Source organism: Apibacter sp. HY039, from assembly GCF_004023655.1.
In the GTDB taxonomy this organism is placed as follows: Bacteria; Bacteroidota; Bacteroidia; order Flavobacteriales; family Weeksellaceae; genus Apibacter; species Apibacter raozihei.
Map to the genome: position 1 here is coordinate 121,009 of NZ_SAYM01000004.1, position 25,114 is coordinate 146,122.

Consider the following 25,114-nt stretch of genomic DNA (forward strand, 5'->3'; position numbering starts at 1 on the left):
ATCTATAAATTTTCAATAATAATAGCACTCGCTCCTCCTCCTCCATTGCAGATAGCTGCAGCTCCGTATCGGGCATTATTTTGCTTTAACACATTGATAAGAGTAACTATTATACGGGAACCACTATTTCCTAATGGATGCCCTAATGATACAGCTCCTCCATTTACATTAACCTTTTCAGAATTTAAATTCAGCAGATGTGTATTTGCCAAACCTACTACAGAGAAAGCTTCATTAAATTCAAAATAATCTATATCTTCTAATGACAAGTCGGCTTTTTTAAGAGCTACAGGAATTGCTTTGGAAGGAGCTATAGTAAATTTATCGGGCGCACACGATGCATCGCCGTATCCAACTATTTTAGCTAAAGGCTTTAAATTTAATTCCTTTGCTTTTTCCGCAGTCATTAAAACTAACGCAGAAGCACCGTCATTTAATGTTGACGCATTGGCTGCTGTAACCGTTCCTTCTTTTTGAAAAGCTGCCGATAGTTGTTTTAATTTTTCAAAATTAACATTTTTATATTCTTCGTCTTCCGACACAATCACAGGTTCTTTCTTTCTCTGAGGTACAGTTACAGGAATTACCTCTTCATTAAAACATCCGTTATCCCAGGCATTTTTAGACCTCGTATAAGAAGCAATTGCAAACTCATCCTGTTCTTCTCTTGTAAAATTATATTCTGTAGCACAGGCATCAGCAAACATACCCATATGAAGCTGGTCATATACATCTACCAATCCGTCTTTCAACAAACCATCTATCATTTTTTGGTCTCCAAATTTATTACCGGTTCTGCCATTAGTAACATAGTAGGGAACATTTGACATTGATTCCATTCCTCCGGCAACTACAATTTCGTTATCTTCAGACTGAATAGATTGAGCTCCGATAATAACAGCTTTCATACCTGAGGCACAAACTTTATTAACAGCAGTACATGGAACCGTATCCGGTATTCCTGCAATTAAAGAAGCTTGTTTTGCAGGAGCTTGTCCCAGATTAGCCTGCATGACATTGCCCATAAAAACTTCCTGAACCAACGATTTATTTAGTTGTATTTTATTTAATGCACCTTCTATAGCTACTGCTCCCAGTTGAGTCGCTGAAAGAGAAGACAAACTTCCTAGAAAACTTCCAATTGGAGTTCGTACAGCTGATACGATAACAATATCTTTTTTCATTTTTATTACTTATTTTACCAATTTTTGAGAATAGTTATAACAAATATACAGTATTTAATCAGAAATAAGTAGTACTATTATTAAGAACTCAAAGGTTTACATAACTTATTTTACTCTATTTGATTTTAATTATGAATTTTAATCCTATTGAATTTGTTCTCTAAATTGATTAAGTAAACTTAAAATGGTTCACCACTAAAAAAGAAAATTTTAAATATAAAATAGATCAAAAAATATATAGCGATTCAGATAAAAAATCTTTGATTTATGAATCTATAATTTTATAAATTTATAGTCAGTAACTTAAAATACATAAATAAATGGATCATTTACATATTGACTGGTCACAACTGCCAACGTATAATACAATTATGGCATTATTCTCCGGAGCTTCTTTGATTTCTGTTGCTCATACTGGTAAAAAAATATTAACCGGGGAAGTAAACCCTAAAGGGTGGAGCCTTAATTTTTTTGTATTAGGATTTGTTCTTACTTTAACCGGAGCTCATATGACACTTACCTGGCCGCTAGCTAAATATTTCCCATTCGATAATATCATTTTTGGAGAACCAGTTCTAGCCCTTGGTGTTCTAAATTTAGTACTTTCTTTTCTCTTTTGGAACAAAGCGGATGAGATACTTCACAGTATTTATCCTTTGCAATATATTTGTAAACTTTTATCTCCTCTAAAAATTATTTTCTATGGATTAGGCTTGATGTTAATTAGTATCAGCATAGCGGGTGTAAATTTTGAATTCTTTGCAGCTCCTAAAGAAGAACCTGTATCAGGATATTTTGCAGACTATCCATGGCTGGAGGCCTGGGGATTATCTTCTGTTTTCTTTGGAGCGGGTGTAGCCGCTTTTTTATCTGCTTATTTTATTACTCATTATCAAAAGCAAACAATACAAACCAGCTGGATTGCAATGTTGGATTATATCGCTCTTAATGTTACGGGATGGTTCTTCCTGATTTTCGGGGCATTAAACTATTATACTCATATTGGATTAATTCTGAAAACCGGCCAATGATAAAATATTTTTTTTATTTAAAATATAAATATCAATAAATTAAAATATTTTATTTTCAGTAATTATTGAAAGTTTAGAATTTTTTGTATATTTGATTCATGGAATTAAATGAAGCAAAAGAAAAATATATCAAGACTTGGGGAACTTTAGCCTCACAATGGGGTACTAACAGAACCATGGCCCAGATTCATGCACTTTTACTTATAAGTCCCAAAGTCTTATCTACAGAAGAAATAATGTTAGAGCTTAAAATATCCAGAGGGAATGCTAATACAAATATTAGGTCTTTGATGGATTGGGGACTCGTAAAAAAAGAATTGATTGCTGGAGACAGGAAAGAATATTTTAAGGCGGAAAAAGACGCTCTTGAAATGTTTAAGCGAATAGTTAAGGAACGTAAGAAAAGAGAATTAGAATCAATCATTCAGACTATGGATGAACTTCAAAGCATTGATGATCAATCAGAGGAAGGAAAAGAGTTTAAAAAGGTTATTGGAGATATTCATAGCGTTACTAAGAAGTCTAACCGTATTATTGAAATAATATTGAAACTAGACAATCACTGGCTTTTTGAAAGAGTAGTAAAAATACTCAAATAAATTAATTTATTAACATTAAATATTACATTATGAGCTTTTTAACCGCAGAATGGAGAAAACTAATTATGGCAAATTATATAATTCCTAAAGAATTAGTTACTCCTTATCTTCCTAAAGGAACAGAAATAGACACCTGGAATAACAACTGCTACGTAAGTTTGGTTGGCTTTATGTTTTTAAACACTAAAGTTTTAGGTATAAAAATACCTTATCACATTAACTTTGAAGAAGTAAACTTACGTTTTTATGTAAAACGCAAAGAGGGTAATTCAATAAAAAGAGGTGTTGTTTTTATAAAAGAAATTGTACCCAAAGCCGCTATAACGCTAGTAGCTAATAATTTATATAAAGAAAACTACGAAACAAAAAAAATGAATCATCAATGGGATATTTCAGATAAATTAAATATTTCTTATCAATGGAAAGCTAAAAAAGAATGGCAAAGTATGGAAGTTACGGCATTGAATACACCACAAATTATGGAGAAAAACTCTGAAGCTGAATTTATAGCTGAACATTATTGGGGATACGCAGAAATTAACAAAAATAAAACCATGGAATACGAAGTGACTCACCCCAGATGGAAAACTTACCCTATAGAAAACTATTCTATTCAAGTTGATTTTACTAAAGTTTACGGCAATGAGTTTGCCCTGCTGAATTCTATACAACCAGCATCTGTATTTCTTATTGAAGGTTCTGAAATTACAATAGAAAAAAATAAAATTACATCTTAGCTGGCTTAATAAATTTTGAATAACAGCCAATAACTATGGTCCCAATAAAAGCAACAAAAATAGGTGTAACTATCATATTTCCAATGGCTAATTTTTCAGGTTCCAGTACAAAGCGTATGCATGTAAAAATAATTGTCCATAGGATTAAAAAATGCCAATAATTATTTTCGGATTTTAAATTTAAACACTTATTATCAGGAAGAATTATTATTGACCAGCAAATCAGAATAGCTCCTAACAAAGTACTAATATGCTGAAGTAATTTATATACAGGAATATGAGAAACTTCTCCTTGTAAGATGCTTAATTTAGTTACAAAATATCCATCAAAATGGGTAAATGCATCCCAGAACAAATGTGAAAATGTTCCTAACAAAATTGAAAAAATTACTTGAATTTTATGATTTTTCCAATACACAATCCAATTGAAAGATTTAAATTTATATACTTTTGATTTGATAAATAAAGGTAAATGATCTATCAAAGGGTTACGAATTAATTGATGATACAGAAAAGCGAACAACAAACATAAAGGTAAATCCATATAGAAAATCCCAGCCAGGGTATGACCTTGTTTACCTATCACCTGCATTGATATAAAATACTCAAAATCAGGGCTCATACTTCCCAACACTAACCCTGTAAATGAAAAATACTTACAGCTTTTCAAAGGTAAAATTAAAGCCGGATGGCTAAAAGTAAAGGGCATTTATTGTTCATCCATATTAATAACCAAAGCTTCTGACTTAGGCTGAGCTACACAAGTTAATATTTTACCTTCAGAAATATCTTCTTCTGTTAATATTAGATTTTCACCTAGTACTACATCTCCAGAAATTTTAATACATTGGCAGGTACCGCAAACTCCGCCTTTACAGGAGAACGGAGCATCAATCCCGCTGTCAAGAAGAGCATCCAGTAAAGAAGAACCATTATTTATCCAGTTCATACTACGGGTTTCACCTTCATAAGTGTACGTAACTTTTACTTCTTTCACTGTAGATCTTTGAATTTGTTCATCATAAAAAACTTTCTCAATTGGCTCATATAATTCGTAATGAATATTTTTCTTGGGAATCCCATTCCCATAAATAGCATTAGCCAGAGTAACTATCATCTCTTTGGGGCCACAAATCAAAGCTTCATCCACCTCATCCCAATCCATGATTTGATTAATGATTAGCTCAACTTTGTGTTCATCTAAAATTCCTTTATATAATTTATCTTTAATATCTTGTTCAGAGTAGAAATGGTGAAGAAAAAAATTTTCAGGATAAGCCTGATGCAATTCTTCTAGCTCATGCTTAAAAATAACTTCTTTTTCGTGAGAATTACCATAGAACAAATAAAAATTAACTCCTTTTTCTTTATAGAGTGTATCTTTAATTATACTCATGATAGGAGTAATACCACTGCCTGCAGAAAAAGCTACAATAGTCCTTTTTTCATTGGGACGGGAAGGTATTCCAAAGGTTCCCATAGGGGCAGAAACGTTTAAAAATGTGCCATTTCTCACATTATCCTGAATATATCCCGACACTAGAGAATGAGAAGTTTTTTTGACTGCTATGGATATATAATTTTCATACGGTGCTGTACATATAGAATACTCCCGCTCTATTATTTCTCCATCAATAGTAAATTGAAATCTTAAAAACTGACCGGGCTTCCATATAAATACATGTTTTAAATGCTCCGGAACTAATAGGTCAATTTGTAAAGTACTTGAAGTCAACTTTTTTACATTATGTACTACTAACGAATAAAATTTCATAATTTAACTAAACATTTTCTTTATCCGCTAAAATTAACTATAAAAACAGGTAACAATCAACAAATAATAATTAAGTTTTTAAATAAGTCTATAAATGAAACATAAAGTTAGCATCTGCATCTTATTAATTCTGAGAAGGCATATCTTCTATTGAGATAATACTATCTACAATATATTTGGTATATCCTCTCCAAGGCAAAGCTCCGAAATATTCTTTATAATGTAATTTTACATCCTTTCCTGTAACACTCATTAATTTTTGTGCCAATTCTTTATTTTTTATTGAAAATTCAAATTCATTGGACTGAACACCCCCTGAAACCGGAGATTTGAACCCTGTCTGAATTAGCTTTCCTTCGTAGGTTTTAAAGAATATTCCCTTATGCATAACATAATTTAATTGGCCTGCTTTGACGCTACTATCTCCATAAGGAAGATAAAAGTACACAAAAAAAGCTCCTATGCTTACAATGATAATTCCAACTATTATTTTTATTATAGTACTTTTCCAAGTACCCGACTTTTTTTCCATATTATTTTTTAAAAGTATTTAACACAAAATCCCTGCTATTTTTATTGATAAATAAATAAAATGCAAGATAAGAAATATACTAACTTCTTTAATTCTTTTTAGACGACTATACAGTAATAAAAAAGTAGCTTTGAAGAATTATGGAAGTAGCTACCATATATTATATATTTTGTTGTAAAATCACAGCTCTATACTTTTTATAAAACATTGCAATTTATTTATATACAATATAACCAGAATTATCATTTAATATGGCATTACTTACTTGACAATTGCAAGAGATTGAGTTTTAACTGTAAGTTCATCATCATCAAAAACGCTGTATCGGATAATCACATTACCTTCTTTCTGTTTATCTACCTCTATGGGTACTACTCCATTTTCCCATTGACTACAATGCGTAGAAAATGGCTCAACTGCATATACCCAAGCTCCGTTTTTAAATGTCCATACATAATAACTATGCCAGCAACTGGTAAACCACTCAGGCAAAAATCCAATCTCATCACTCCCATTATTATTTAGATCGCCTTCGTTAACCAAGGTTCCACCAATACAATTTTTAACGGGTATTGAGGGTAAGTCCTGAGTTGAAAAACGTATGTAGCAAATGCACTCTCCTAAACAATCGGCTTCTTCTTCTTTGATTTGAGGCTTTTCTATCCACATATATTCTGACAGACCATCTCCATTGTAATCACCCTTAACCGCATTTTTAGGAATACGATTCTCTCTGTTTGAATGTTCCTTACCCAAAACTTTATCCGTAAGTAAATCACCCTCTACTTTAATTTTCCAGTTTTTACCTGCTTTTTTAAAAATCAGATAGGAAGGATATTTAAGTTTCTTACCTCTAATTACCACTTCTTTTTCAAAACTGCATTTAACTTCATTATCATTTAAGTTTTCCAGACTGATATCATTTACAATAATTTGATTAAAATCAGGATATTTTCTAAAAAAAATCAATTTATCCTCTATACACGAATTTTTATCTTTATATGCCCCATAATACATCACAGAATCTGAATACAGAGCGGCAAATATCCCTACATCTTTCAAAATATGAGCTCTATTCCAGTTCCAAACCAGATGATTAAAATCAATTTGCTGATTCACTTCTTCTGCTATAGTTTCTTTATTTTTTGATTTACACCCTATCATTATAAGCTGTAAGAATATTAACAACCATATAGCGGATATATATCTATATTCTTTATTAATTTTATACTTTTTCATTATCAGATTAAAAAAAACTATACTAGTCTTATTTTATTTAACTATAAACAAAAATAAGAACTCAAATCAATTAATCATAATTAATTATAAAAATAATTGATTAAATTTTTATTGTTAAAAAATATTGAGAAAAAATTCAACTAACTGCTTAGATTTTACCCCTGTAATTTAAGGAATCAATTACTTTATATTCGTTATGATTTTGATCATAATAAAAGTAAATATGATGCATCCCATTAGTAAGCATTAAGAAATCAGCTTTTATTTGTAAATTATATCGGGCTGCCTGTTCAAAAGTTTCACGAGTCAACAATATTTCCGGAGCTTTACATTCTACCAGTAACCATGGCTGTAATTTATTATTTATTAAAATGTCTATACGCTTGGTTTGCCTGTTAAGCTCTATTTTCTTTTCAATTACAAATGCTGAATCTGTAATTTGATTTTGTTTTTTTAAAAAACGAATCGTGTGTTGTCTCACCCATTCTTCAGGTGTCAGGATTAACCATTTTTTCCTAACTTCGTCAAAAATATACCAAAGAGAATTACTCTCTTTGATTTGAAATTTATACTTTTCAGGAAAATTTAAAATTGGCAGTTCCATTATTCTGATTATGAAAGAATACAATAATTTGGTCAAAGATATTAAAAACAAAAAGTTTTTACCTATTTATTTTTTAGAAGGCGAAGAACCTTTTTATATAGACAAAATAAGTACCCTTCTTGAAGAAAATGTATTAAATGAGGATGAGAAAGCCTTTAACCAGAATATTATATACGGCACGGAATCCGATTTGGATCAGATTATTTCTCTGGCCAAGCAGTTCCCTATGGGATCCGAGAAACAACTGGTTATAATTAAAGAGGCAAAGGGGCTTGCCTTTGATAAATCAGATACTTTTGAAAATTACATAAAAAACCCTCAGCCTTCCACCGTGTTGGCTATTAATTATAAATATAAATCGCTTGACAAAAGAAAATCCTTAACCAAATTACTTAATAAACAAGGATACCTATTTTCCAGCGAGAAGCTTTATGACAATCAGGTTCCTGCATGGATAGGCTCTTTATGCCAGTCATTAGGGTTGGACATTGATGAAAAATCAAAAGCACTTCTTTCTGAGTTTTTAGGAACTGACCTTTCCCGCATTGATAATGAAATACATAAGATAAAGCTTATACTGGGAAATTCAAATAAAATTACTCCGGAAATAATCGAACGTAACATTGGAATAAGCAAAGAATATAATAACTTTGAATTAAGGAAAGCCATAGTAGAAAAAAATTTAAGCCAGGTGTATAAGATTGTGGATTATTTTGAAAAAAACCCAAAAGCAAATCCTATTGTATTAACTTTTGGAACCTTAATTAGTCTTTTTACCAATATTCTTATTGTACATACGCTTCCGATTAAAACACCTCAAAATATAGCGAAAGAATTAAGAATCAATCCTTTTTTTGCCAATGAATATTTAACCGCCATTAAAAACTATTCGTTAAAAAAAACAACGGCCTGCATAGCTTTTTTGAGAGATGCAGATATGAAATCTAAGGGTGTGGATGTATCTTCACAAGCAACTACCAAAGACATACTAATGGAAATGCTTTACAAAATTTTACATTAAACACACGTATGAATTTACCTCAAAGCTCTCATAAAATCGGAATTATTGGATGCGGATGGCTTGGATTTCGTTTAGCTAAATATCTGTCTGCTCAATATGCTTTAACTGTTACTACCACGACTCCATCAAAAGTCCCTTTATTGAATAGTGAAGGTTTTTCATCTCATCTGCTGGATTTATCGAGCATTTTTTTTGAAAGTAACACACATTTAAAAAATGAATTATCAGAAACCACTCATATAATTCTCAGCATTCCATTCTCTAAAAAAGCCCTCTTGTCTGAGATAAAAATTAAAATTAAAAATTTACTTACTCTTTTAGAAGGATATAGGGGTATTGTTATTTTATTCAGCAGCATTGGCATATATCCGGATACAGGGCAACCCATATCAGAAGATACCATTGATCCTTGCTTATTAAATAAAAACCTACACTATGTCGAAAATTCTTTGCAAAGTGCTTTCTCTGATCTTTTAATTTTACGATTAGGAGGATTAATGGGCGATGATCGTTTCTTTTCAAAGTACTTTAAAAATAAGCCTATTCCCAATCCTTACAGCAGAGTCAATCACATTCATTATACTGATATCTGCAGGCTTGTGAAAAAATTGATTGAATATAATTACAATAAAAAAACTTACAATCTGGTTGCTCCTTTACACCCAACCAAAGTTGAGTTATTTAATTTCCAAATGAATAAAAAAGAAAATGATATTGTTCAATCAGAAAATACTTTTCAATCCGGAAAAATCGTTTCTTCAGAAAAAATAACTACGGAATTAAACTATCAATTTACTTATCCGGATCCACTTAACTTCAAATAATATATAATATACATATACTTTCATCACAGAAATAAGTTGATGTTTTTGTCCCCTAATAAAGATTTAATATAAAGCATTGCGGTTTACGAAATTAGTTGTGTACATGTAAAATATTAGTATATTTACTGAGAACACAAATAAATTTAAAATCACATGTCCGAGTTAAAAATCATAGCAGGAATCCTTTTAAAACCTGAACATAAAGAAGAAGTAAAAAAAGCACTTTTTACTATTGTAGACGAAAGCAGAAAAGAAGAAGGAAATATATCTTACGATCTTCATCAGGACACCAAAGAACCTCTTAAGTATATATTTATAGAAGTCTGGAAATCTCAGCAAGCTATTGACTCACATAATACAAGTATCCATTTTCGAAATTTCGTCAAAAGTATAGAAGGTAAATTTGATAGCCTCGAAATAGATATTATAAAAAAAGTATATTAAACAAAATACCTAATCAGTCAGTAAATAAAATCGGATTTTAATTTAAGAGTTGATAAACAAATACGAGACAAAAATATATTTATTTATAATATTTTTATCAGATTAGTATTGCCATTTAATATTTTTTTATACATTTGTATACAAATAAAGAAAGAAATGACTTTTACACATTTACATCATCATCATTTAAGATCTTGCAAGCAGGCGAGCTAGATGTTGATTTTGTATATGTAATAACAAAATAGATAAATAAAAACCGCCTGAGTAATCCGGCGGTTTTTTTATTGGGGATTATTCAGGTCTAAAAAATACAGAAAATGAACAAACTGAAAATTGCTATTCAGAAAAGCGGTCGCCTAAGTGATAAATCTCTGGAATTACTAAGAGAATGTGGTATCAAAATATCTAATGGAAATCAAAAACTTAAGACGGTATCTTCCAATTTTCCCATTGAAATACTTTTTTTACGTGATGATGATATTCCGCAGTATGTTGAACAAAACGTTGCTGATGTCGGAATATTAGGTGAAAACGAAGTTTGGGAAAAAGAACGAAAAGTGGAAACCATAAAAAAAGTGGGTTTTGGAAATTGCAGGTTATCTTTAGCTATTCCTAAAGATGAAAACTATACCGGCATTTCCTATTTTAATCACAAAAAAATTGCTACCAGCTATCCTAAAATTCTAAGTAAATTCTGCAAAGAAAATAACCTGAATGTAGAAATTGAAGAGATAAGCGGAAGCGTTGAAATAGCACCCGGTATAGGACTTGCCAATTGTATTTTCGATATTGTAAGCACCGGTAGCACTCTCTTAATGAATGGATTAAAAGAGGTTGAAACTATTACAGAAAGTGAAGCTGTCATCATTAAATCTACTAATCTTTCCAACGAAAAACAGCAAATACTGAATCAATTACTTTTCAGAATTCAATCGGTGCTATATTCAAGAGAAAATAAATACATACTGCTTAATGCACCCAATGATAAAATAAAAGATATTATTTCTCTACTTCCCGGAATGAGAAGTCCGACAGTTCTACCTTTGGCTGAAGAAGGCTGGAGCAGTATTCACTCGGTAATTAAAGAAGATGATTTCTGGGAAATTATTGATCAGCTCAAAGAAATAGGTGCACAGGGAATTTTAGTTATTCCGATTGAAAAAATGATTCTTTAATTGATGCTTTTAAATTCATAAATAATGAAAATTGTAAATTATCCCGATAAAGAAGTATGGACCGATTTAACAAAGCGGCCGGAAAATGAAAAAAAATTTTTACAGGAAACCGTACAAAATATATTTTCTGAAGTTGAAAAAGACGGAGATTCTGCATTACTAAAATTTACTCTTCAATTTGATCAGGCAGAAATTAATGAAATTAAAGTAAATCAGACAGAATTTATTGAAGCAGAAAAATTAGTGTCTGTAGAACTTAAAGAAGCAATTAAACAAGCTATTCTAAATATAGAAAAATTTCATAGTTCGCAACAGGAAAAACCTAAAACTATTGAAACCCAATCAGGAGTTGAATGTTGGAGAGAATCCAGGGCAATAGAGAAAGTAGGTTTATATATACCCGGAGGAAGTGCTCCCCTGTTTTCCACCGTATTAATGTTGGGGATTCCGGCAAAACTGGCTGGATGCAAACAAATAATTTTATGTACCCCTCCGGACAAAAACGGAAATATTCATCCCGCTATCCTATTCGCTGCACAATCTGTCGGAATTTCGGAAGTTTACAAAGTTGGTGGAATACAAGCTATTGCAGCACTTACTTTAGGCACCGAATCCATACCTTCTGTATATAAAATATTTGGACCCGGAAACCAATATGTTACCGCAGCCAAACAATACGCTCAGGAATTTAAAGTCTGCATTGACCTTCCCGCTGGTCCGAGTGAAGTATTGGTGATTGCCGATTCTCAGGCAAACCCGGAATTCGTTGCGGCAGATTTACTTTCTCAGGCAGAACATGGTGCAGATAGCCAGGTTATTCTCCTGAGTACTGATGAATCAATCTTAAAGCAAACCGTAAATGCTGTAACAACTCAGTTAGAAAAACTCCCACGAAAAGAAGTTACACAAAAAGCACTCAATAACAGTAGGGGAATTTTATTTAATTCTTTAGATGAATGTTTCAATTTCAGCAATTTATATGCTCCCGAACATTTAATTTTAGCTATTGGTAAAGCTAAAGAATATACACAGAAAATAGAAAATGCGGGGTCTGTTTTTTTAGGAAATTACAGTTGTGAAAGTGCTGGTGACTATGCAAGCGGAACCAATCATACCCTTCCCACCAATGGATATGCCCGAAATTATAGCGGAGTTTCTTTGGATAGTTTTATTAAAAAAATAACTTTTCAGGAATTGAGTAGAGAGGGACTTCAGAATATTGGACAAACCATTGAACTAATGGCAGAAGCAGAAGAACTATTTGCTCATAAAAATGCAGTAAGCATACGATTAAAATAACCTTATATGAACAGTGAGATCAAATATATAGAACTAAAATCAGGTTATTCTCATAATGGCCCTGCTTGGATTGGATTTGTGAACTTTTCTAAAAGTAAACAAACTATTTATTTTAATGGTAAAGCTTTTAAAAAAATTGGTGCATCAAAAATTCTAGGAAACTATTATGATCTCCAAACAATGGAAAAATATTGGATTTCTGGAGTTAAAAAAGATATGACTGATCGTTATAAAAGCTCAACAGGTGAAATGTTTATAGAAAAAAAAGCTATTGAAGAATATTTAAAAGTTATACAAAAAGGCAATTTGGCAAAACATTTTACTATTTGTAAAGTTATAGAATCACCTTCTATTGATGAAACTTATGAATTAGAAAATGAAAAACTAAACTTTCTAAATCAATCTATTCATGTCAATAATAGACTTAAAAAACCTAATGAAATGACCGATGAAGAACTTGGTTATTTCATTGATTATTTTGAAGAAGAATCAATTAGATTACCTTTTCTCAAAGGACGAAAGTTTGCAAGAAATAAAGTAAAAGAACTAGAATTAGAAAAATTAAAACGAAATAAAAAAGTTATACCTACAATCTAAAATAAAAATAATGCAAATAAATATAAATCAATTAGCCCGTCCCAATGTTATCGCTATGCAACCCTACTCTTCTGCAAGAGATGAGTCCGGCGGTGTAGAGGGTATTTTTCTAGATGCCAATGAAAATCCTTTTGGGGAAAACAACCGATATCCCGATCCTTATCAACAGGAACTCAAACAAAAATTAAGTCAGGTTAAAAATATTTCTACCGATAAGATTTTTGTAGGTAATGGAAGTGATGAAATTATTGATCATATTTATCGGGTTTTTTGTAATCCCGGAAAAGACAAAGTTATGTTTTTCAGCCCTACCTTCGGAATGTATCAGGTTGCCGCAGAACTTAACGAAGTAGAGATTATAGACATTCCCTTAACTTCCGATTTTCAAATTAATTTAGAGGAAGCTCAAAAATATTTTGCAGACCCTCACTTAAAAGTAATAGTAATTTGTACCCCTAACAATCCTACCGGAAATAACATCAATTCTAAAGACATTGATTTTATTTTAGATAATTTTAAGGGAATTATTGCGATTGATGAAGCTTATATTGAATTTACCGATCAAAATTCCTATTTAGATAAAGTAAACAATTTTCCGAATCTTATTATTTTCCAAACTTTAAGTAAAGCTTGGGGTATTGCGGGTGCCCGCGTAGGAATTGCCTATGCTAATCCAGAAATTATTCAGTTATTAAATAAAGTAAAGCATCCGTATAACATCAGTGTTTTAAATCAAAAAGCAGCGTTAGAGTCGTTAAGCCAGAAGGAAGAGTTCGAAAAAAGAAAAAAAATAATTCTTGACGAAAAGGAAAAAATACGTCAAGAACTTGAGAAGTTATCTAAGGTTACTAAAATATTTCCTTCGGATACGAATTTTTTTCTGGTTGAGTTTACCGATGCCAATCAAGTTTTTCAGGAACTTCTAGACCAGGCTATAGTGGTTAGAAATCAATCTTCTAAAATTAAAAACTGCCTGCGAATCACAGTAGGATCTCCTGAAGAGAATGAAAAATTAATTGCTGCTTTAAAAAAACTAAACTAACTGACTATGAAAAAAGTATTATTTATAGACAGGGACGGAACGTTGGTAATTGAACCTCCTGTAGATTATCAGCTGGATAGTCTGGAAAAACTTGAATTTTATCCGGGAGTATTCCAGAATTTAGCTAAAATTGCGACGGAAATGGATTATGAACTGGTTATGGTAACTAATCAGGATGGTTTAGGCACTGATTCTTTTCCGGAAGAAACTTTCTGGCCTGCACAAAATAAAATAATTCAGGCTTTTGAAAATGAAGGAATTAAATTTTATGAAATTCTCATTGATAAAAGCTTTGAACATGAAAATCTTCCTTCCCGAAAACCTGAAACCGGAATGCTCACGCATTATATAAAAGGAAATTACGATTTAACCAATTCATATGTGATCGGAGATCGTCTTACGGATGTTCAGCTGGCAAAAAATCTAGGGTCAAAATCCATTTATATGGGGAACGAAAAAAATTCAGAAGCTACTTTACAAACTCAAAACTGGGCTGAAATTTATCAGTTTCTTAAAAAACAACCTCGTAAAGGAAAGGTTGTACGAAATACCAACGAAACCAAAATATCAGTAGAAATAAATCTGGATGGTTCCGGAAAAAGTTCTATTCATACCGGTTTAGGATTCTATGATCATATGCTGGAACAAATTGCCAAACATGGAAACATGGACTTATACATACAAGTTAATGGCGATTTATACGTAGATGAGCATCACACGATTGAAGATACAGGGATTGCCTTAGGAGAAGCTATTCTACAAGCATTAGGTAGTAAAAAAGGTATTGAGCGCTATGGATTTCTTCTACCAATGGATGATTGTCTGGCACAGGTAGGCATTGATTTTGGGGGACGCCCGTGGATTGTCTGGGATGCTGAATTTAAACGCGAAAAAATTGGCGAACTTCCTACGGAAATGTTCTATCATTTCTTTAAGTCTTTTAGTGATAATGCCAAATGCAATCTGAATATAAAAGCAGAAGGTGAAAATGAACATCATAAAATAGAAGCTATATTTAAGGCTTTTGCCAAATCAATAAAGATGGCTGTAAAACAAACCGATGATAATTTTTCCTTACCCAGCACCAAAGGGGTATTATAATTAAATCCAAAATTCATGATAGCTATAATCAAGTATAACGCCGGAAACATCAAATCTGTACAAAATGCGCTTTCCCGATTAGGGGTTGAATCGGTAGTTACAGACGATAAAAAAACCATTCGGAATGCCGATAAAATTATCTTTCCAGGAGTTGGAGAAGCCGGTAGTGCCATGTCTTACTTACGGGAAAGAGGTATGGATACTTTAATTCGATCTCTTACCCAACCTTTCTTGGGAATTTGCTTAGGTCAGCAATTAATGTGTAAACATTCCGAAGAAGGAAATACGGACTGCCTGGACATTTTTGAGGTAGAAGTACGAAAATTTCCACCCGCGGATATTGTTCCGCACATGGGCTGGAATACCATTTATGATTTGAGGGGCGAAATTTTTAAAAATAATTCTGAAAACGAAGATGTTTACTTTGTACATAGTTATTATGCCGATATATGCATTAATACGGCTGCAACATGTAATTACATTTTACCATTTAGTGCTGCCCTGCATAAAAATAATTTTTATGCCACCCAGTTTCATCCGGAAAAATCTGCCGATGTGGGAGAAAAAATACTGAAAAGTTTTGTTGCATTATAACAGAAATAAAACCAATATTTAATAAATCCATATTTAGAATCTTTTATTATGAGAATTATACCCGCCATTGATATAATTAACGGTAAGTGCGTACGACTCACCAAAGGTGATTATTCTACGGAAAAAATATACAGGGAAGATCCTTTAGATGCTGCCAAAGAATTTGAAGATGCTGGAATCAGCTATTTGCATCTAGTTGATTTGGATGGTGCAAAATCCAGCCGAATTATTAACTATAAAACCTTGCATAAAATAGCTTCTCAAACTTCTTTAAAAATTGATTTTGGAGGAGGATTGAAAAGTGATGAGGATCTGAAAATAGCATTTGAAAACGGTGCTTCACAAATAACAGGCGGAAGTATTGCCGTAAAAAATTCTGAGATATTTAAATCCTGGCTTACAACCTACGGAAATGACAAGATTATTTTAGGAGCCGATTGTAATAATCGTATGATTGCCACTCAAGGCTGGCTGGAATCTTCATCTTTGGAGGTCACGGATTTTATTCAAAAATATGAAACCCTGGGGGTAAAATATGTAATTTGTACAGATATATCTAAAGACGGAATGTTGGAAGGTACGTCTAACGAACTATATAAGGAAATTTTAGATAAAACTTCTGTAAAACTTATTGCCAGCGGTGGGGTTTCTTCTATGGATGATTTATACACACTTAGAGAAATGGGATGCGAAGGTGCCATTGTAGGTAAAGCAATTTATGAAGGTAAAATCCGTATTCAGGATCTAAATTCATTTAATACGAAACAATAATTAGAATTAACAACTTAATATTAATAAATTTTGCTAAAAAAACGTATTATACCCTGCCTGGACATAAAAAACGGAAGAACGGTTAAAGGAATCAATTTTGTTAGCCTTATTGATGCCGGAGATCCTGTAGAACTGGCAAAAGCGTATGTTAATCAGGGAGCCGATGAATTGGTATTCTTAGATATAACCGCTACGATAGAAAACCGCTCAACCTTATTACATCTAGTAGAAAGAATTGCTCATGAAATTAATATACCCTTTACCGTAGGTGGAGGAATTAATTCTGTCGATGATGTTTCTTCTCTTATAAAAGCTGGAGCCGATAAAGTAAGTATAAATTCTTCTGCTGTAAAAAGGCCTGAATTGATTTCTGAAATTGCCTCGCAATTTGGTAATCAGTGTGTAGTAGTAGCCATTGATACCAAACATGAAAATGACGGATGGAAAGTTTACACTCATGGCGGGCGTACTCCCACTCCTTTATTTACTATCGACTGGGCTAAAAAAGCGGAAGAATTAGGCGCAGGTGAAATACTGCTCACTTCCATGAACAATGATGGCACTAAAAATGGATTTGCTATTAATATAACCGGAGAAGTTGCCTCACAAGTCAATATACCAGTAATTGCTTCGGGAGGTGCAGGTAGCGAAGAACATTTTTCTGATATATTTATTCGAACAAGTGCATCGGCAGCACTTGCTGCCAGCATTTTTCATTTTAATGAAATTCCGATTCCCAGATTAAAAAGTTTCCTTGCTGATAAAAACATCCCGGTGCGTCAAAGCTAATAATGAATTGAAATAAAGATCTCATAACAGATAATTTTCAATGGAACAATAAATAAATTGATAACTTACTTTATATTTTTAAAATGGATATTGAAGCGTTCAGAGATTATTGCTTATCCGTAAAAGGAGCTATTGAAAGTTTTCCTTTCAATGATAATACTCTTGTATTTAAAGTAATGAATAAAATGTTTGCTTATGGCTCTATTGACCCAAAAGATGGTGAATTTAATTTTAATATGAAATGTAATTCTGACATGAGTATTGACTTGAGAGAAAAATATTGCGGAATATGCAAAGGAAAACATACGACTTCTAATTTATGGAATGCAGTATACCTGAATAGAGATGTACCTGATTCACTTATCAAAGAACTTATACAACATTCAGTGGCAGAAGTAATAAAAAATTACCTAAAACAAAACAAGCTGAATATCGCCAATTAAATCATAAATAACTTATATTACTATTATTAATCAAATGAATATAGATTTTACTAAAAGTAACGGATTAGTTCCTGTGATTATACAGGATTATTTAACATTGCAGGTGCTCATGCTGGGCTATATGAACGAGGAAGCCTTTGAAAAGACAAAAAATGAAGGTAAAGTAACCTTTTTTAGTCGTAGTAAAAACCGTCTTTGGACTAAAGGAGAAACATCTAAAAATTTCCTATGGGTTAAAGATATAAAACTTGATTGCGATAAGGACACCCTTTTAATTAAGGTTTTACCAGACGGTCCCACCTGCCACACAGGAAGCTATTCTTGTTTTGACGAACAAACTTCACAAGGATTTGTTTATGAATTACAAGATATCATAAACCGTAGAATTAATGAAAAAACAGAAAATTCTTATACTTATAAGTTGTATCAGCGTGGAATAAACAAGGTGGCTCAAAAAGTTGGAGAAGAAGCTGTGGAAGTTGTAATTGAAGCTAAAGACAATGACGATAATCTTTTTAAAAATGAAGCGGCTGATTTATTATACCACTATTTAATATTACTAAAAGCTAAAGGTTTTAAACTCGAAGATATTGAAAATGTATTAATGAACAGACACAGGGATCTAAAAAGATAAGCTGTAAAGGGATATGGGCCTTTACAGCTTATTAAAGTAGTAACTTAAAAAGATAGTTTTTTTGAAAATTCAATGTTTAGTTTTTATTATTTTATCTATATCTTGTGTTTATAATTACATTCAGTAAGTCAAAACATTGAATTCAATTTTAAATTATACCAAATTAATTAGTGCTAACATTACCTGTTTTTCTATAACACAAAATTAGACTTATTTCTTTGGGTATAATTACATAAAACTTCCCGATGTTTACATAAACCCGCCTTTTTTAAAATAAAAAAAATAAAAAGAAAGAGCTACATCTATGAGCCTGATTAAAAAAACCAAACTGATAGATGTAGCTCTTAGTAATTCAATGTTTTCTAATTATTAATATAATTTATACCCTTTTTAATTATACTAGATTATAAATTCATTGAATAGTTATATATAGATGATTAGTGTTAAAATCTATAATAAATCAATCCTCGTTTTCATTCATTCTGACAAAATTCACCTTACATTTAAACACTTTATGGTCTTATTATCTTATTTAATACTCAATACTTATATTGACTTATTTAGCGATATTTTCTTTTCTTATTTTTCCAGGTGTAATTCCAAAATAGGATTTACAAAATTCATTCAGATGTGCCGGTGAGGCGAAACCAAATTCTAAACTTATTTCTTTTAAAGTTTTATGAGTACAGTTTATCTCATGATAGATATTCTTAGCTCTTTGTTCCTTTAACCATTGGGATGGAGGAACGTTAAAAGCTTTTTTAAATCTTTTTTCAAATCCCGATACACTATAATGGGTCAAATCTGCCAAATCCTTAACCGTTTTAGCCTTGTAATGATTTAAAAGTATCTGATTAGAGAAACTGGTATCATTAGTCAGCAAAGGATAAAAAAACCCCAACAACTCTTTCTTAGGATAATAGCCTCTTAAAATAAAAAACAATTCTTTAAGTTTTATTTCAAATAACGAGATACATTTTAGTCCGTCTTTAACTATAATGTATAACAGCTGCATATAACTTTGTAAAATTTCGTTGCCTTGAAGTGTGGTTTGTTCTTCCAGATCGGAAACATTTTCATCTTTCAGAAGTCTTTCAATTGAATATCTGTCGCACAATTTTATATGCGATCGGAGTCTAAGTACACAAATAGATGTATCTTTTTCCGCTTTTGATACAAATTTTGTTCCAGCCGGAAGAATTATAGCTTTCGACTGTGATAAATTTTCTCCCGAGAAGCCGTTAAACAAAAATTTAATTTTTCCTTTAACAACGTATACTATTTTATTTTCCTGAGTTGAAATATCCCAATTTTCATTCTTATGTAAATCCACCACTTCTATCAAAGGGTTAGCTCCGTCATCGTAGTTACGACAAGAAATATGCTCCTTTGTATAAAGTAATTCAATATCTTTACTTCCCTGCATTAGTTTTATCTCAACTTATAGTATAAACTATTATCGTTTAAAATATTTCAATAATCCACATTCTTTATTCTATAATAAAAATTCAAACAAATTATTTAAATTTTTATTAATATATCTTAATATTTACTAAATAGCTATTTAACAAACACTAAAATTACAATCAGGCAATTAAATTAATTATAAAAAAAATAGTTATACACAATAATGTAGACAAAAGTAAACAAAAAGCCTATACGAAACAAGCATATAGCTAACAATTTGTAATAAAATCTAAACATTTTCAAAAAAAATGACAGATAAATTATCATATTTTACTCTCATTTATTTCATTAATTAAATATATTAAAATACAACTAAGCTTCTAATTACATATTTAATAAAAAAAAATAACAAAAATTTTTATATTGGCAACTAATTATTTTAACATATATTCAATATTATCTGCATAAAAAACAAATTAATTTAATTACATCCCCTAATTAATTAGAACTTTTACAAAAAAATCAATTATTTAATACGTTACACTACTAAAAAAACACCTCATTTACGAATAATTTATATTTTAAAGAAAAAATAAAAAAATTATGAAAATATAAATATTACATAAAATTAAACTTATCCGTAAAATATTATAAATTAATATGAAGTTAATATTTTTAATTTATTAAGCTATAGAAAAATTTTATTTTATTGTTTTATTAATTCAAGAAACTCGTATTCATCTAAAATTTGAACAGTTCCAAGTTGTTGTGCCTTTTTCAACTTAGATCCGGCTTTTTCGCCAACGATCAAATAATTTAAATTTTTACTTACAGACGATACATTTTTCCCACCATGCTCTTCAACCATCTCTTCTGCTCTTTCTCTGGTAAATGCTGTTAGTTTTCCTGTAAATAAAAATGTCTTATTTTCAAGAACATCCGACACCTGTGAATTTATTTCTTCAGACTCAAATTTAAGGCCAGCCTCTTTTAATTTACGTATAACTTCCAGATGTTTGGGTTCTTTGAAATACTCCTGAATACTTACAGCTATTTTTTCACCGACATCATCTGTATGTATCAATTCTTCTAACGTTGCTTCTCTTAACTTTTCAATATTTTTAAATCGCTTGACGAGTTTTTTTGCCATCGTTTCCCCTACATGTCTGATTCCCAAAGCAAAAAGAACCTTTTCAAAAGGCACTTCCTTTGATTTAGCTATTCCGTCAATTATATTTTGAGCCGATTTATCAGCCATTCTATCTAAATGTACCAATTGCTCTTTCTTCAGTGAATAAAAATCAGAAACATCAGTTACCAAGCCCTGCTCATGCAACATAATCACAGTTTCAGCACCAACACTATCTATATTCATAGCTTTACGTGATACAAAATGTTCAAGCCTTCCGGCAACCTGAGGGGGACAAGTTTCCTCGTTTGGACAAAAGTTTGCCGCTTCTCCCGGTTTTCGGATCAATGCAGTTCCACATGCCGGACAATTTTTAATAAATTGAATATGCTGGGTATCAGGTTCCCTTTTATCGTAGCTGACATCTACAATTTTGGGTATAATCTCTCCTCCTTTTTCAACAAATACATAGTCATTGATACGCAAATCCATATTGTTGATAAAATCTTCGTTGTGCAAGGAAGCTCTTTTGACGACTGTTCCCGAAAGTAATACCGGCATTAAATTAGCTACCGGAGTGACAGCTCCAGTCCTTCCTACCTGATAATCTATACTCAGTAATTGTGTTTCAACCTTTTCTGCTTTAAATTTATATGCTATAGCCCAACGAGGTGATTTTGCCGTATATCCTAATTCTTCTTGTTCCGATACAGAATTTACTTTAATTACCACTCCGTCGATTTCAAATGGAAGCTGGTATCTTTCAGTATCCCAATGATGAATAAACCCGTATATTTCATCCAGATTTTTACACAGTCGAGAATAATTCCCAACTTTAAAACCTAATTCTTTTGCGTGTTTTAATGAATCCCACTGAGTTGAATATTGTATATCATCTGAAATTACGTAATACAGGTAACAATCCAAACCTCTTTTCGCAGTTTCAGTATTATCCTGCAGTTTCAAACTTCCACTTGCCGTATTTCTAGGATTTGCATAAGGCTCAAGTCCCTCTTTAATTCGTTCAATGTTTAACTTCTCTAATGATTTTTTAGGCATGATTATTTCTCCACGCACATAAAAACGCTCGGGAAAATTCCCTGACAGCTCTAAAGGAACAGAACGAATAGTTCTTACATTGGAGGTAACTTCATCTCCCTGAAATCCATCCCCACGGGTAACTGCCTGAACTATTTTCCCATTTTCATATAAAATACTGATGGATAAGCCGTCATACTTCAATTCACATACATATTCAACCTCATCGGATATAGATTTAGTTACTCTGTCCACCCAATCTTTTATATCTTCAAATGAATAACTATTATCAAGAGAATACATTCGTTTTTCGTGAACAACAGTTGGGAAGTTTTTAGTAATTTGCCCGCCTACCCGATGTGTAGGTGAATTTGGATCATCGTATTGAGGATAATCCTTTTCTAACTGCTTTAATTCTTCAAGCATTTTGTCAAACTCGTAATCAGAGACTTCCGATTCATCCAATACATAATACTTGTAGTTCAGTGTATTTATATCTTGACGTAAAACTTGGATTCTGGCTTGTATATCATTCATATTTGGGATACAATTTAAAACCAAAAATACTAAAAGAAGTACTTAAAAAAAATTTTAGTCCCAAGATTTACTTAAATGATAAGAAATATACAGATATATTAACTAATATTAAGATATTTTTTTATTTTTCTTAGCTATAAAACTATCATAAAAAGGTTTCCATCCATGATGATGTATCAAATAGAAATATTTAGGAAAAAAACGGTTTATTTCATAGACTATCTGACGAGGAACATTCGATTTTCTCAATTTTTTAACCAGCTGTATCTGGGTTGCCATACCGCCTGATCTTACTATTGAAGGTAATAAATTATAAATTCTAAGGTTGAATTCCCACGGATGTTGAAGATCGCAATCAATAGGTCTTCTGACAATCGGTCGAGCACTCATTATTTTGCTTAAAAACTTTTCAGCTGCTGAACGTGTCCATATTGCTGCAATAGTTGTAATGGGAACACTGGTACCACAGGCTGCAATAAAGTGATTTTCATCAATATCTTCAATCTTAATGTGCCTTCTCTTACCATTAAAAAGTTTTAGGACATCCCAATCAGCTTTTTTATCCTGATTTATGTGATGAACTGCAATACTTTTTTCAACTACTTTTTTAAAATCATCACTTAACACAGCATCATCTTCAATAATAACAGCATATAAATATTCCGAAGCAACTAAAGTCTGAAGAGCTTTGACATGACTCAGATAACAGCCAATTTCACCAGGTACCAAATTTCTATCATATTTATTTTTTAATAAATATTCACTCCCATTTAGTAATGCTCCATCCACTGCCGGAATCCTCTCAAAATGTATCTGCTGTTTATCAAATTCTTTTTTCATAAACTCCAGCCGATCCTGAGACCTATCCAGGTTTATTAAGTAGGTTGTATAAAGAGCATTATTCATTTTTATCTCGTTTAATTTCCATATATATTTAGGGGACAAAGGTACTTATTTTTATAAATTTTTGTAGAATATTTTAATATAATGCCTTAGAATTATGATATAAAAAAATAATTTCTAAATTTGTCTCGTTAACTTTTTAAAAGAATAATATGTCTTACGGATTATTGAAAGGTAAAAAAGGAATTATTTTCGGAGCTTTGGATATTAACTCTATTGCATGGAAAGTAGCTGAACAAGCACATGCAGAAGGTGCAGAATTTGTTTTAACAAATGCACCAGTAGCTTTGAGGATGGGAGAACTTAATGCCCTTGCCGAAAAAACAGGCTCAGATATCGTTCCTGCAGATGCTACTTCTATGGAGGATCTGGAAAAACTTTTCGATCATGCACTTGCTAAATTTGGGAAATTGGATTTTATTCTACACTCTATAGGAATGTCTATAAATGTTCGTAAGGGAAAAGAATATACTGATATAAATTATGAATGGCTGGCTAAAGGATGGGATATATCTGCTGTTTCATTTCATAAGGTAATGAAAACCGCGTGGGATAAAGATGCGATGAATGAATGGGGAAGCATTCTGGCTCTTTCTTACATTGCTGCTCAAAGAACCTTCCCTGGCTATAATGATATGGCTGACAATAAAGCTTATCTGGAAAGTATTGCCAGAAGTTTTGGTTACGAATGGGGATTAAAGAAAAAGGTAAGGGTTAATACTATTTCTCAGTCTCCTACCCCTACAACTGCCGGACAAGGAGTTAAGGGTTTTGGAGGATTTATTGAGTTTGCTGAAGAGATCTCTCCTCTTGGAAACGCTTCGGCCGACGATTGTGCTGGTTATTGTATTTCTTTATTCTCTGATTTTACTAAAAAAGTTACTTTACAAAACCTATTCCACGACGGAGGTTTCTCTAATGTTGGAGTAAGTGAATTAGTAATGAAACGTTATGGAAAATAAAATTTCACACTATATAAAAAAAGAGACTCTAAATGAGTCTCTTTTTTATTTATTATAAATTATTTTTATTTGCTAACTTCTGTAGATGTCGAAATATTTTTCATTTTTGATTCATCAATATTATAGTATTTTATTACACTTGCATAGTCATTATAATCAACTGCAGGTGTAGTACTTTTTGTACTTGGAAAAAAGCCGGGAATTATAACTATTCTAAATACTTGATTAGTTAAGAAATTAGGTGTAAGTGTTTTTATATCGTAATTTGCATCCATATAAATTGTAAAATCTTCTTTACTGAAATCAAAACTGTGAGTAATAGTTCCTGAGTCATTAGTAAATGAACTAGGCAATAGCACCCAAACCGGTGAGCCGGAAGTTGTAGTATCTACCTGTCTGTATATTAACAATTGATCTGAATCATAATCCAATCTAAAATTTAGTCTATACTGATAAGAATAAATTGAATTTGCTGTAAACACCGGATTAACCAACTCATGAACTTCTGCAATAGTATCCTTATCTACTGTATTAACAGGTTGTGGATTGTCATCATTGCTACAGGATACCGTATTAAGACTGAAAAATATAGTCAATACTAAAAGTGGAATAATTTTCTTCATAAGATTTATTTTAAACAAATATAATTATTTCTATTTGACAATATAAAACGCAATTAAGTTTAAAATAGTATTTTTGCATGT

Annotated in this window: 27 protein-coding genes; 17 read left to right on the forward strand and 10 right to left on the reverse strand. The window is 31.7% G+C overall.

Going from position 1 to position 25,114, the window contains the following annotated elements:
• Window positions 1–2 precede the first annotated feature (2 nt).
• Window positions 3–1,184: an acetyl-CoA C-acyltransferase gene (locus tag EQ921_RS09865; protein WP_128331531.1), complete on the reverse strand. Its 1,182-nt coding sequence runs from the start codon at window positions 1,182–1,184 to the stop codon at window positions 3–5.
• A 320-nt stretch (window positions 1,185–1,504) separates the two neighbouring features.
• On the opposite strand from EQ921_RS09865, the gene EQ921_RS09870 reads away from it, so the two are divergent.
• The 3 genes from EQ921_RS09870 (at window position 1,505) to EQ921_RS09880 (ending at window position 3,551) form a co-directional block, all read left to right on the forward strand.
• Window positions 1,505–2,215: a DUF981 family protein gene (locus EQ921_RS09870; protein ID WP_128331532.1), complete on the forward strand. Its 711-nt coding sequence runs from the start codon at window positions 1,505–1,507 to the stop codon at window positions 2,213–2,215.
• 98 nt (window positions 2,216–2,313) lie between these two features.
• On the forward strand, window positions 2,314–2,814 hold the full coding sequence (locus EQ921_RS09875) for a GbsR/MarR family transcriptional regulator (protein ID WP_128331533.1): 501 nt from the start codon (window positions 2,314–2,316) through the stop codon (window positions 2,812–2,814).
• A 29-nt stretch (window positions 2,815–2,843) separates the two neighbouring features.
• Complete coding sequence (locus EQ921_RS09880; protein WP_128331534.1) at window positions 2,844–3,551, forward strand: YqjF family protein; 708 nt, start codon at window positions 2,844–2,846, stop codon at window positions 3,549–3,551.
• On the opposite strand, the gene EQ921_RS09885 is transcribed toward EQ921_RS09880, so the two are convergent.
• The 5 genes from EQ921_RS09885 to EQ921_RS09905 form a co-directional block, all read right to left on the reverse strand.
• Window positions 3,541–4,260, reverse strand: coding sequence for a DUF4184 family protein (locus tag EQ921_RS09885; protein WP_128331535.1), 720 nt, complete (start codon window positions 4,258–4,260; stop codon window positions 3,541–3,543). The two genes, EQ921_RS09880 and EQ921_RS09885, sit on opposite strands and share 11 nt — an antisense overlap.
• Window positions 4,261–5,325: a 2Fe-2S iron-sulfur cluster-binding protein gene (locus tag EQ921_RS09890; RefSeq protein ID WP_128149325.1), complete on the reverse strand. Its 1,065-nt coding sequence runs from the start codon at window positions 5,323–5,325 to the stop codon at window positions 4,261–4,263.
• 124 nt (window positions 5,326–5,449) lie between these two features.
• The gene (locus tag EQ921_RS09895) at window positions 5,450–5,857 is read right to left on the reverse strand and encodes a hypothetical protein (RefSeq protein ID WP_128149327.1); all 408 of its coding nucleotides are present in this window, start codon (window positions 5,855–5,857) and stop codon (window positions 5,450–5,452) included.
• Between the two features lie 261 nt (window positions 5,858–6,118).
• Entirely contained in the window at window positions 6,119–7,096 is a 978-nt protein-coding gene (locus EQ921_RS09900) for a hypothetical protein (RefSeq protein ID WP_128149329.1), read from the reverse strand.
• A gap of 148 nt (window positions 7,097–7,244) precedes the next feature.
• The gene (locus tag EQ921_RS09905) at window positions 7,245–7,700 is read right to left on the reverse strand and encodes a type I restriction enzyme HsdR N-terminal domain-containing protein (RefSeq protein ID WP_128149332.1); all 456 of its coding nucleotides are present in this window, start codon (window positions 7,698–7,700) and stop codon (window positions 7,245–7,247) included.
• A 10-nt stretch (window positions 7,701–7,710) separates the two neighbouring features.
• Here EQ921_RS09905 and holA point away from each other — a divergent pair, with 10 nt between their 5' ends.
• From holA to hisIE, 13 genes are all read left to right on the forward strand, one after another.
• Window positions 7,711–8,721, forward strand: a complete 1,011-nt coding sequence (gene holA, locus EQ921_RS09910) for a DNA polymerase III subunit delta (RefSeq protein ID WP_128331536.1) — start codon at window positions 7,711–7,713, stop codon at window positions 8,719–8,721.
• A gap of 8 nt (window positions 8,722–8,729) precedes the next feature.
• Complete coding sequence (locus EQ921_RS09915; RefSeq protein ID WP_128331537.1) at window positions 8,730–9,545, forward strand: hypothetical protein; 816 nt, start codon at window positions 8,730–8,732, stop codon at window positions 9,543–9,545.
• A gap of 153 nt (window positions 9,546–9,698) precedes the next feature.
• Entirely contained in the window at window positions 9,699–9,989 is a 291-nt protein-coding gene (locus EQ921_RS09920) for a putative quinol monooxygenase (protein WP_128149338.1), read from the forward strand.
• A gap of 317 nt (window positions 9,990–10,306) precedes the next feature.
• Window positions 10,307–11,164 carry an ATP phosphoribosyltransferase gene (hisG, locus tag EQ921_RS09925; protein WP_128149340.1) on the forward strand — a complete coding sequence of 286 codons (858 nt, stop codon included), beginning with the start codon at window positions 10,307–10,309 and terminating at the stop codon, window positions 11,162–11,164.
• A gap of 24 nt (window positions 11,165–11,188) precedes the next feature.
• Complete coding sequence (hisD, locus tag EQ921_RS09930; RefSeq protein WP_128331538.1) at window positions 11,189–12,463, forward strand: histidinol dehydrogenase; 1,275 nt, start codon at window positions 11,189–11,191, stop codon at window positions 12,461–12,463.
• A 6-nt stretch (window positions 12,464–12,469) separates the two neighbouring features.
• On the forward strand, window positions 12,470–13,060 hold the full coding sequence (locus EQ921_RS09935; RefSeq protein WP_128331539.1) for a hypothetical protein: 591 nt from the start codon (window positions 12,470–12,472) through the stop codon (window positions 13,058–13,060).
• Between the two features lie 10 nt (window positions 13,061–13,070).
• On the forward strand, window positions 13,071–14,102 hold the full coding sequence (gene hisC / locus EQ921_RS09940; protein ID WP_185144513.1) for a histidinol-phosphate transaminase: 1,032 nt from the start codon (window positions 13,071–13,073) through the stop codon (window positions 14,100–14,102).
• Between the two features lie 6 nt (window positions 14,103–14,108).
• Complete coding sequence (gene hisB, locus EQ921_RS09945; RefSeq protein ID WP_128331541.1) at window positions 14,109–15,203, forward strand: bifunctional histidinol-phosphatase/imidazoleglycerol-phosphate dehydratase HisB; 1,095 nt, start codon at window positions 14,109–14,111, stop codon at window positions 15,201–15,203.
• 15 nt (window positions 15,204–15,218) lie between these two features.
• Window positions 15,219–15,797, forward strand: coding sequence for an imidazole glycerol phosphate synthase subunit HisH (gene hisH / locus EQ921_RS09950; RefSeq protein WP_128331542.1), 579 nt, complete (start codon window positions 15,219–15,221; stop codon window positions 15,795–15,797).
• Window positions 15,798–15,845: 48 nt separating this feature from the next.
• Window positions 15,846–16,568: a 1-(5-phosphoribosyl)-5-[(5-phosphoribosylamino)methylideneamino]imidazole-4-carboxamide isomerase gene (gene hisA / locus EQ921_RS09955; protein ID WP_128331543.1), complete on the forward strand. Its 723-nt coding sequence runs from the start codon at window positions 15,846–15,848 to the stop codon at window positions 16,566–16,568.
• A 30-nt stretch (window positions 16,569–16,598) separates the two neighbouring features.
• Window positions 16,599–17,357, forward strand: a complete 759-nt coding sequence (hisF, locus tag EQ921_RS09960) for an imidazole glycerol phosphate synthase subunit HisF (protein WP_128331544.1) — start codon at window positions 16,599–16,601, stop codon at window positions 17,355–17,357.
• 83 nt (window positions 17,358–17,440) lie between these two features.
• The gene (locus tag EQ921_RS09965; protein WP_128331545.1) at window positions 17,441–17,800 is read left to right on the forward strand and encodes an MmcQ/YjbR family DNA-binding protein; all 360 of its coding nucleotides are present in this window, start codon (window positions 17,441–17,443) and stop codon (window positions 17,798–17,800) included.
• 34 nt (window positions 17,801–17,834) lie between these two features.
• A complete protein-coding gene (gene hisIE, locus EQ921_RS09970) occupies window positions 17,835–18,434 on the forward strand; it encodes a bifunctional phosphoribosyl-AMP cyclohydrolase/phosphoribosyl-ATP diphosphatase HisIE (protein WP_128331546.1) in 600 nt (199 codons plus the stop codon).
• Window positions 18,435–18,990: 556 nt separating this feature from the next.
• Here the strand turns inward: hisIE and EQ921_RS09975 are convergent.
• The 3 genes from EQ921_RS09975 to EQ921_RS09985 all read right to left on the reverse strand — a co-directional run bounded on the left by EQ921_RS09975 (window position 18,991) and on the right by EQ921_RS09985 (window position 23,451).
• Complete coding sequence (locus EQ921_RS09975) at window positions 18,991–19,860, reverse strand: AraC family transcriptional regulator (protein ID WP_128149358.1); 870 nt, start codon at window positions 19,858–19,860, stop codon at window positions 18,991–18,993.
• Window positions 19,861–20,547: 687 nt separating this feature from the next.
• On the reverse strand, window positions 20,548–22,545 hold the full coding sequence (gene ligA, locus EQ921_RS09980; protein WP_128149360.1) for an NAD-dependent DNA ligase LigA: 1,998 nt from the start codon (window positions 22,543–22,545) through the stop codon (window positions 20,548–20,550).
• Between the two features lie 108 nt (window positions 22,546–22,653).
• Window positions 22,654–23,451 carry a glycosyltransferase family 25 protein gene (locus EQ921_RS09985; protein WP_128331547.1) on the reverse strand — a complete coding sequence of 266 codons (798 nt, stop codon included), beginning with the start codon at window positions 23,449–23,451 and terminating at the stop codon, window positions 22,654–22,656.
• A gap of 149 nt (window positions 23,452–23,600) precedes the next feature.
• Between EQ921_RS09985 and EQ921_RS09990 the strand changes: the two genes are divergently transcribed.
• The gene (locus tag EQ921_RS09990) at window positions 23,601–24,410 is read left to right on the forward strand and encodes an enoyl-ACP reductase (protein ID WP_128149364.1); all 810 of its coding nucleotides are present in this window, start codon (window positions 23,601–23,603) and stop codon (window positions 24,408–24,410) included.
• Window positions 24,411–24,475: 65 nt separating this feature from the next.
• On the opposite strand, the gene EQ921_RS09995 is transcribed toward EQ921_RS09990, so the two are convergent.
• On the reverse strand, window positions 24,476–25,033 hold the full coding sequence (locus EQ921_RS09995; protein WP_128149366.1) for a hypothetical protein: 558 nt from the start codon (window positions 25,031–25,033) through the stop codon (window positions 24,476–24,478).
• Window positions 25,034–25,114: the final 81 nt, after the last annotated feature.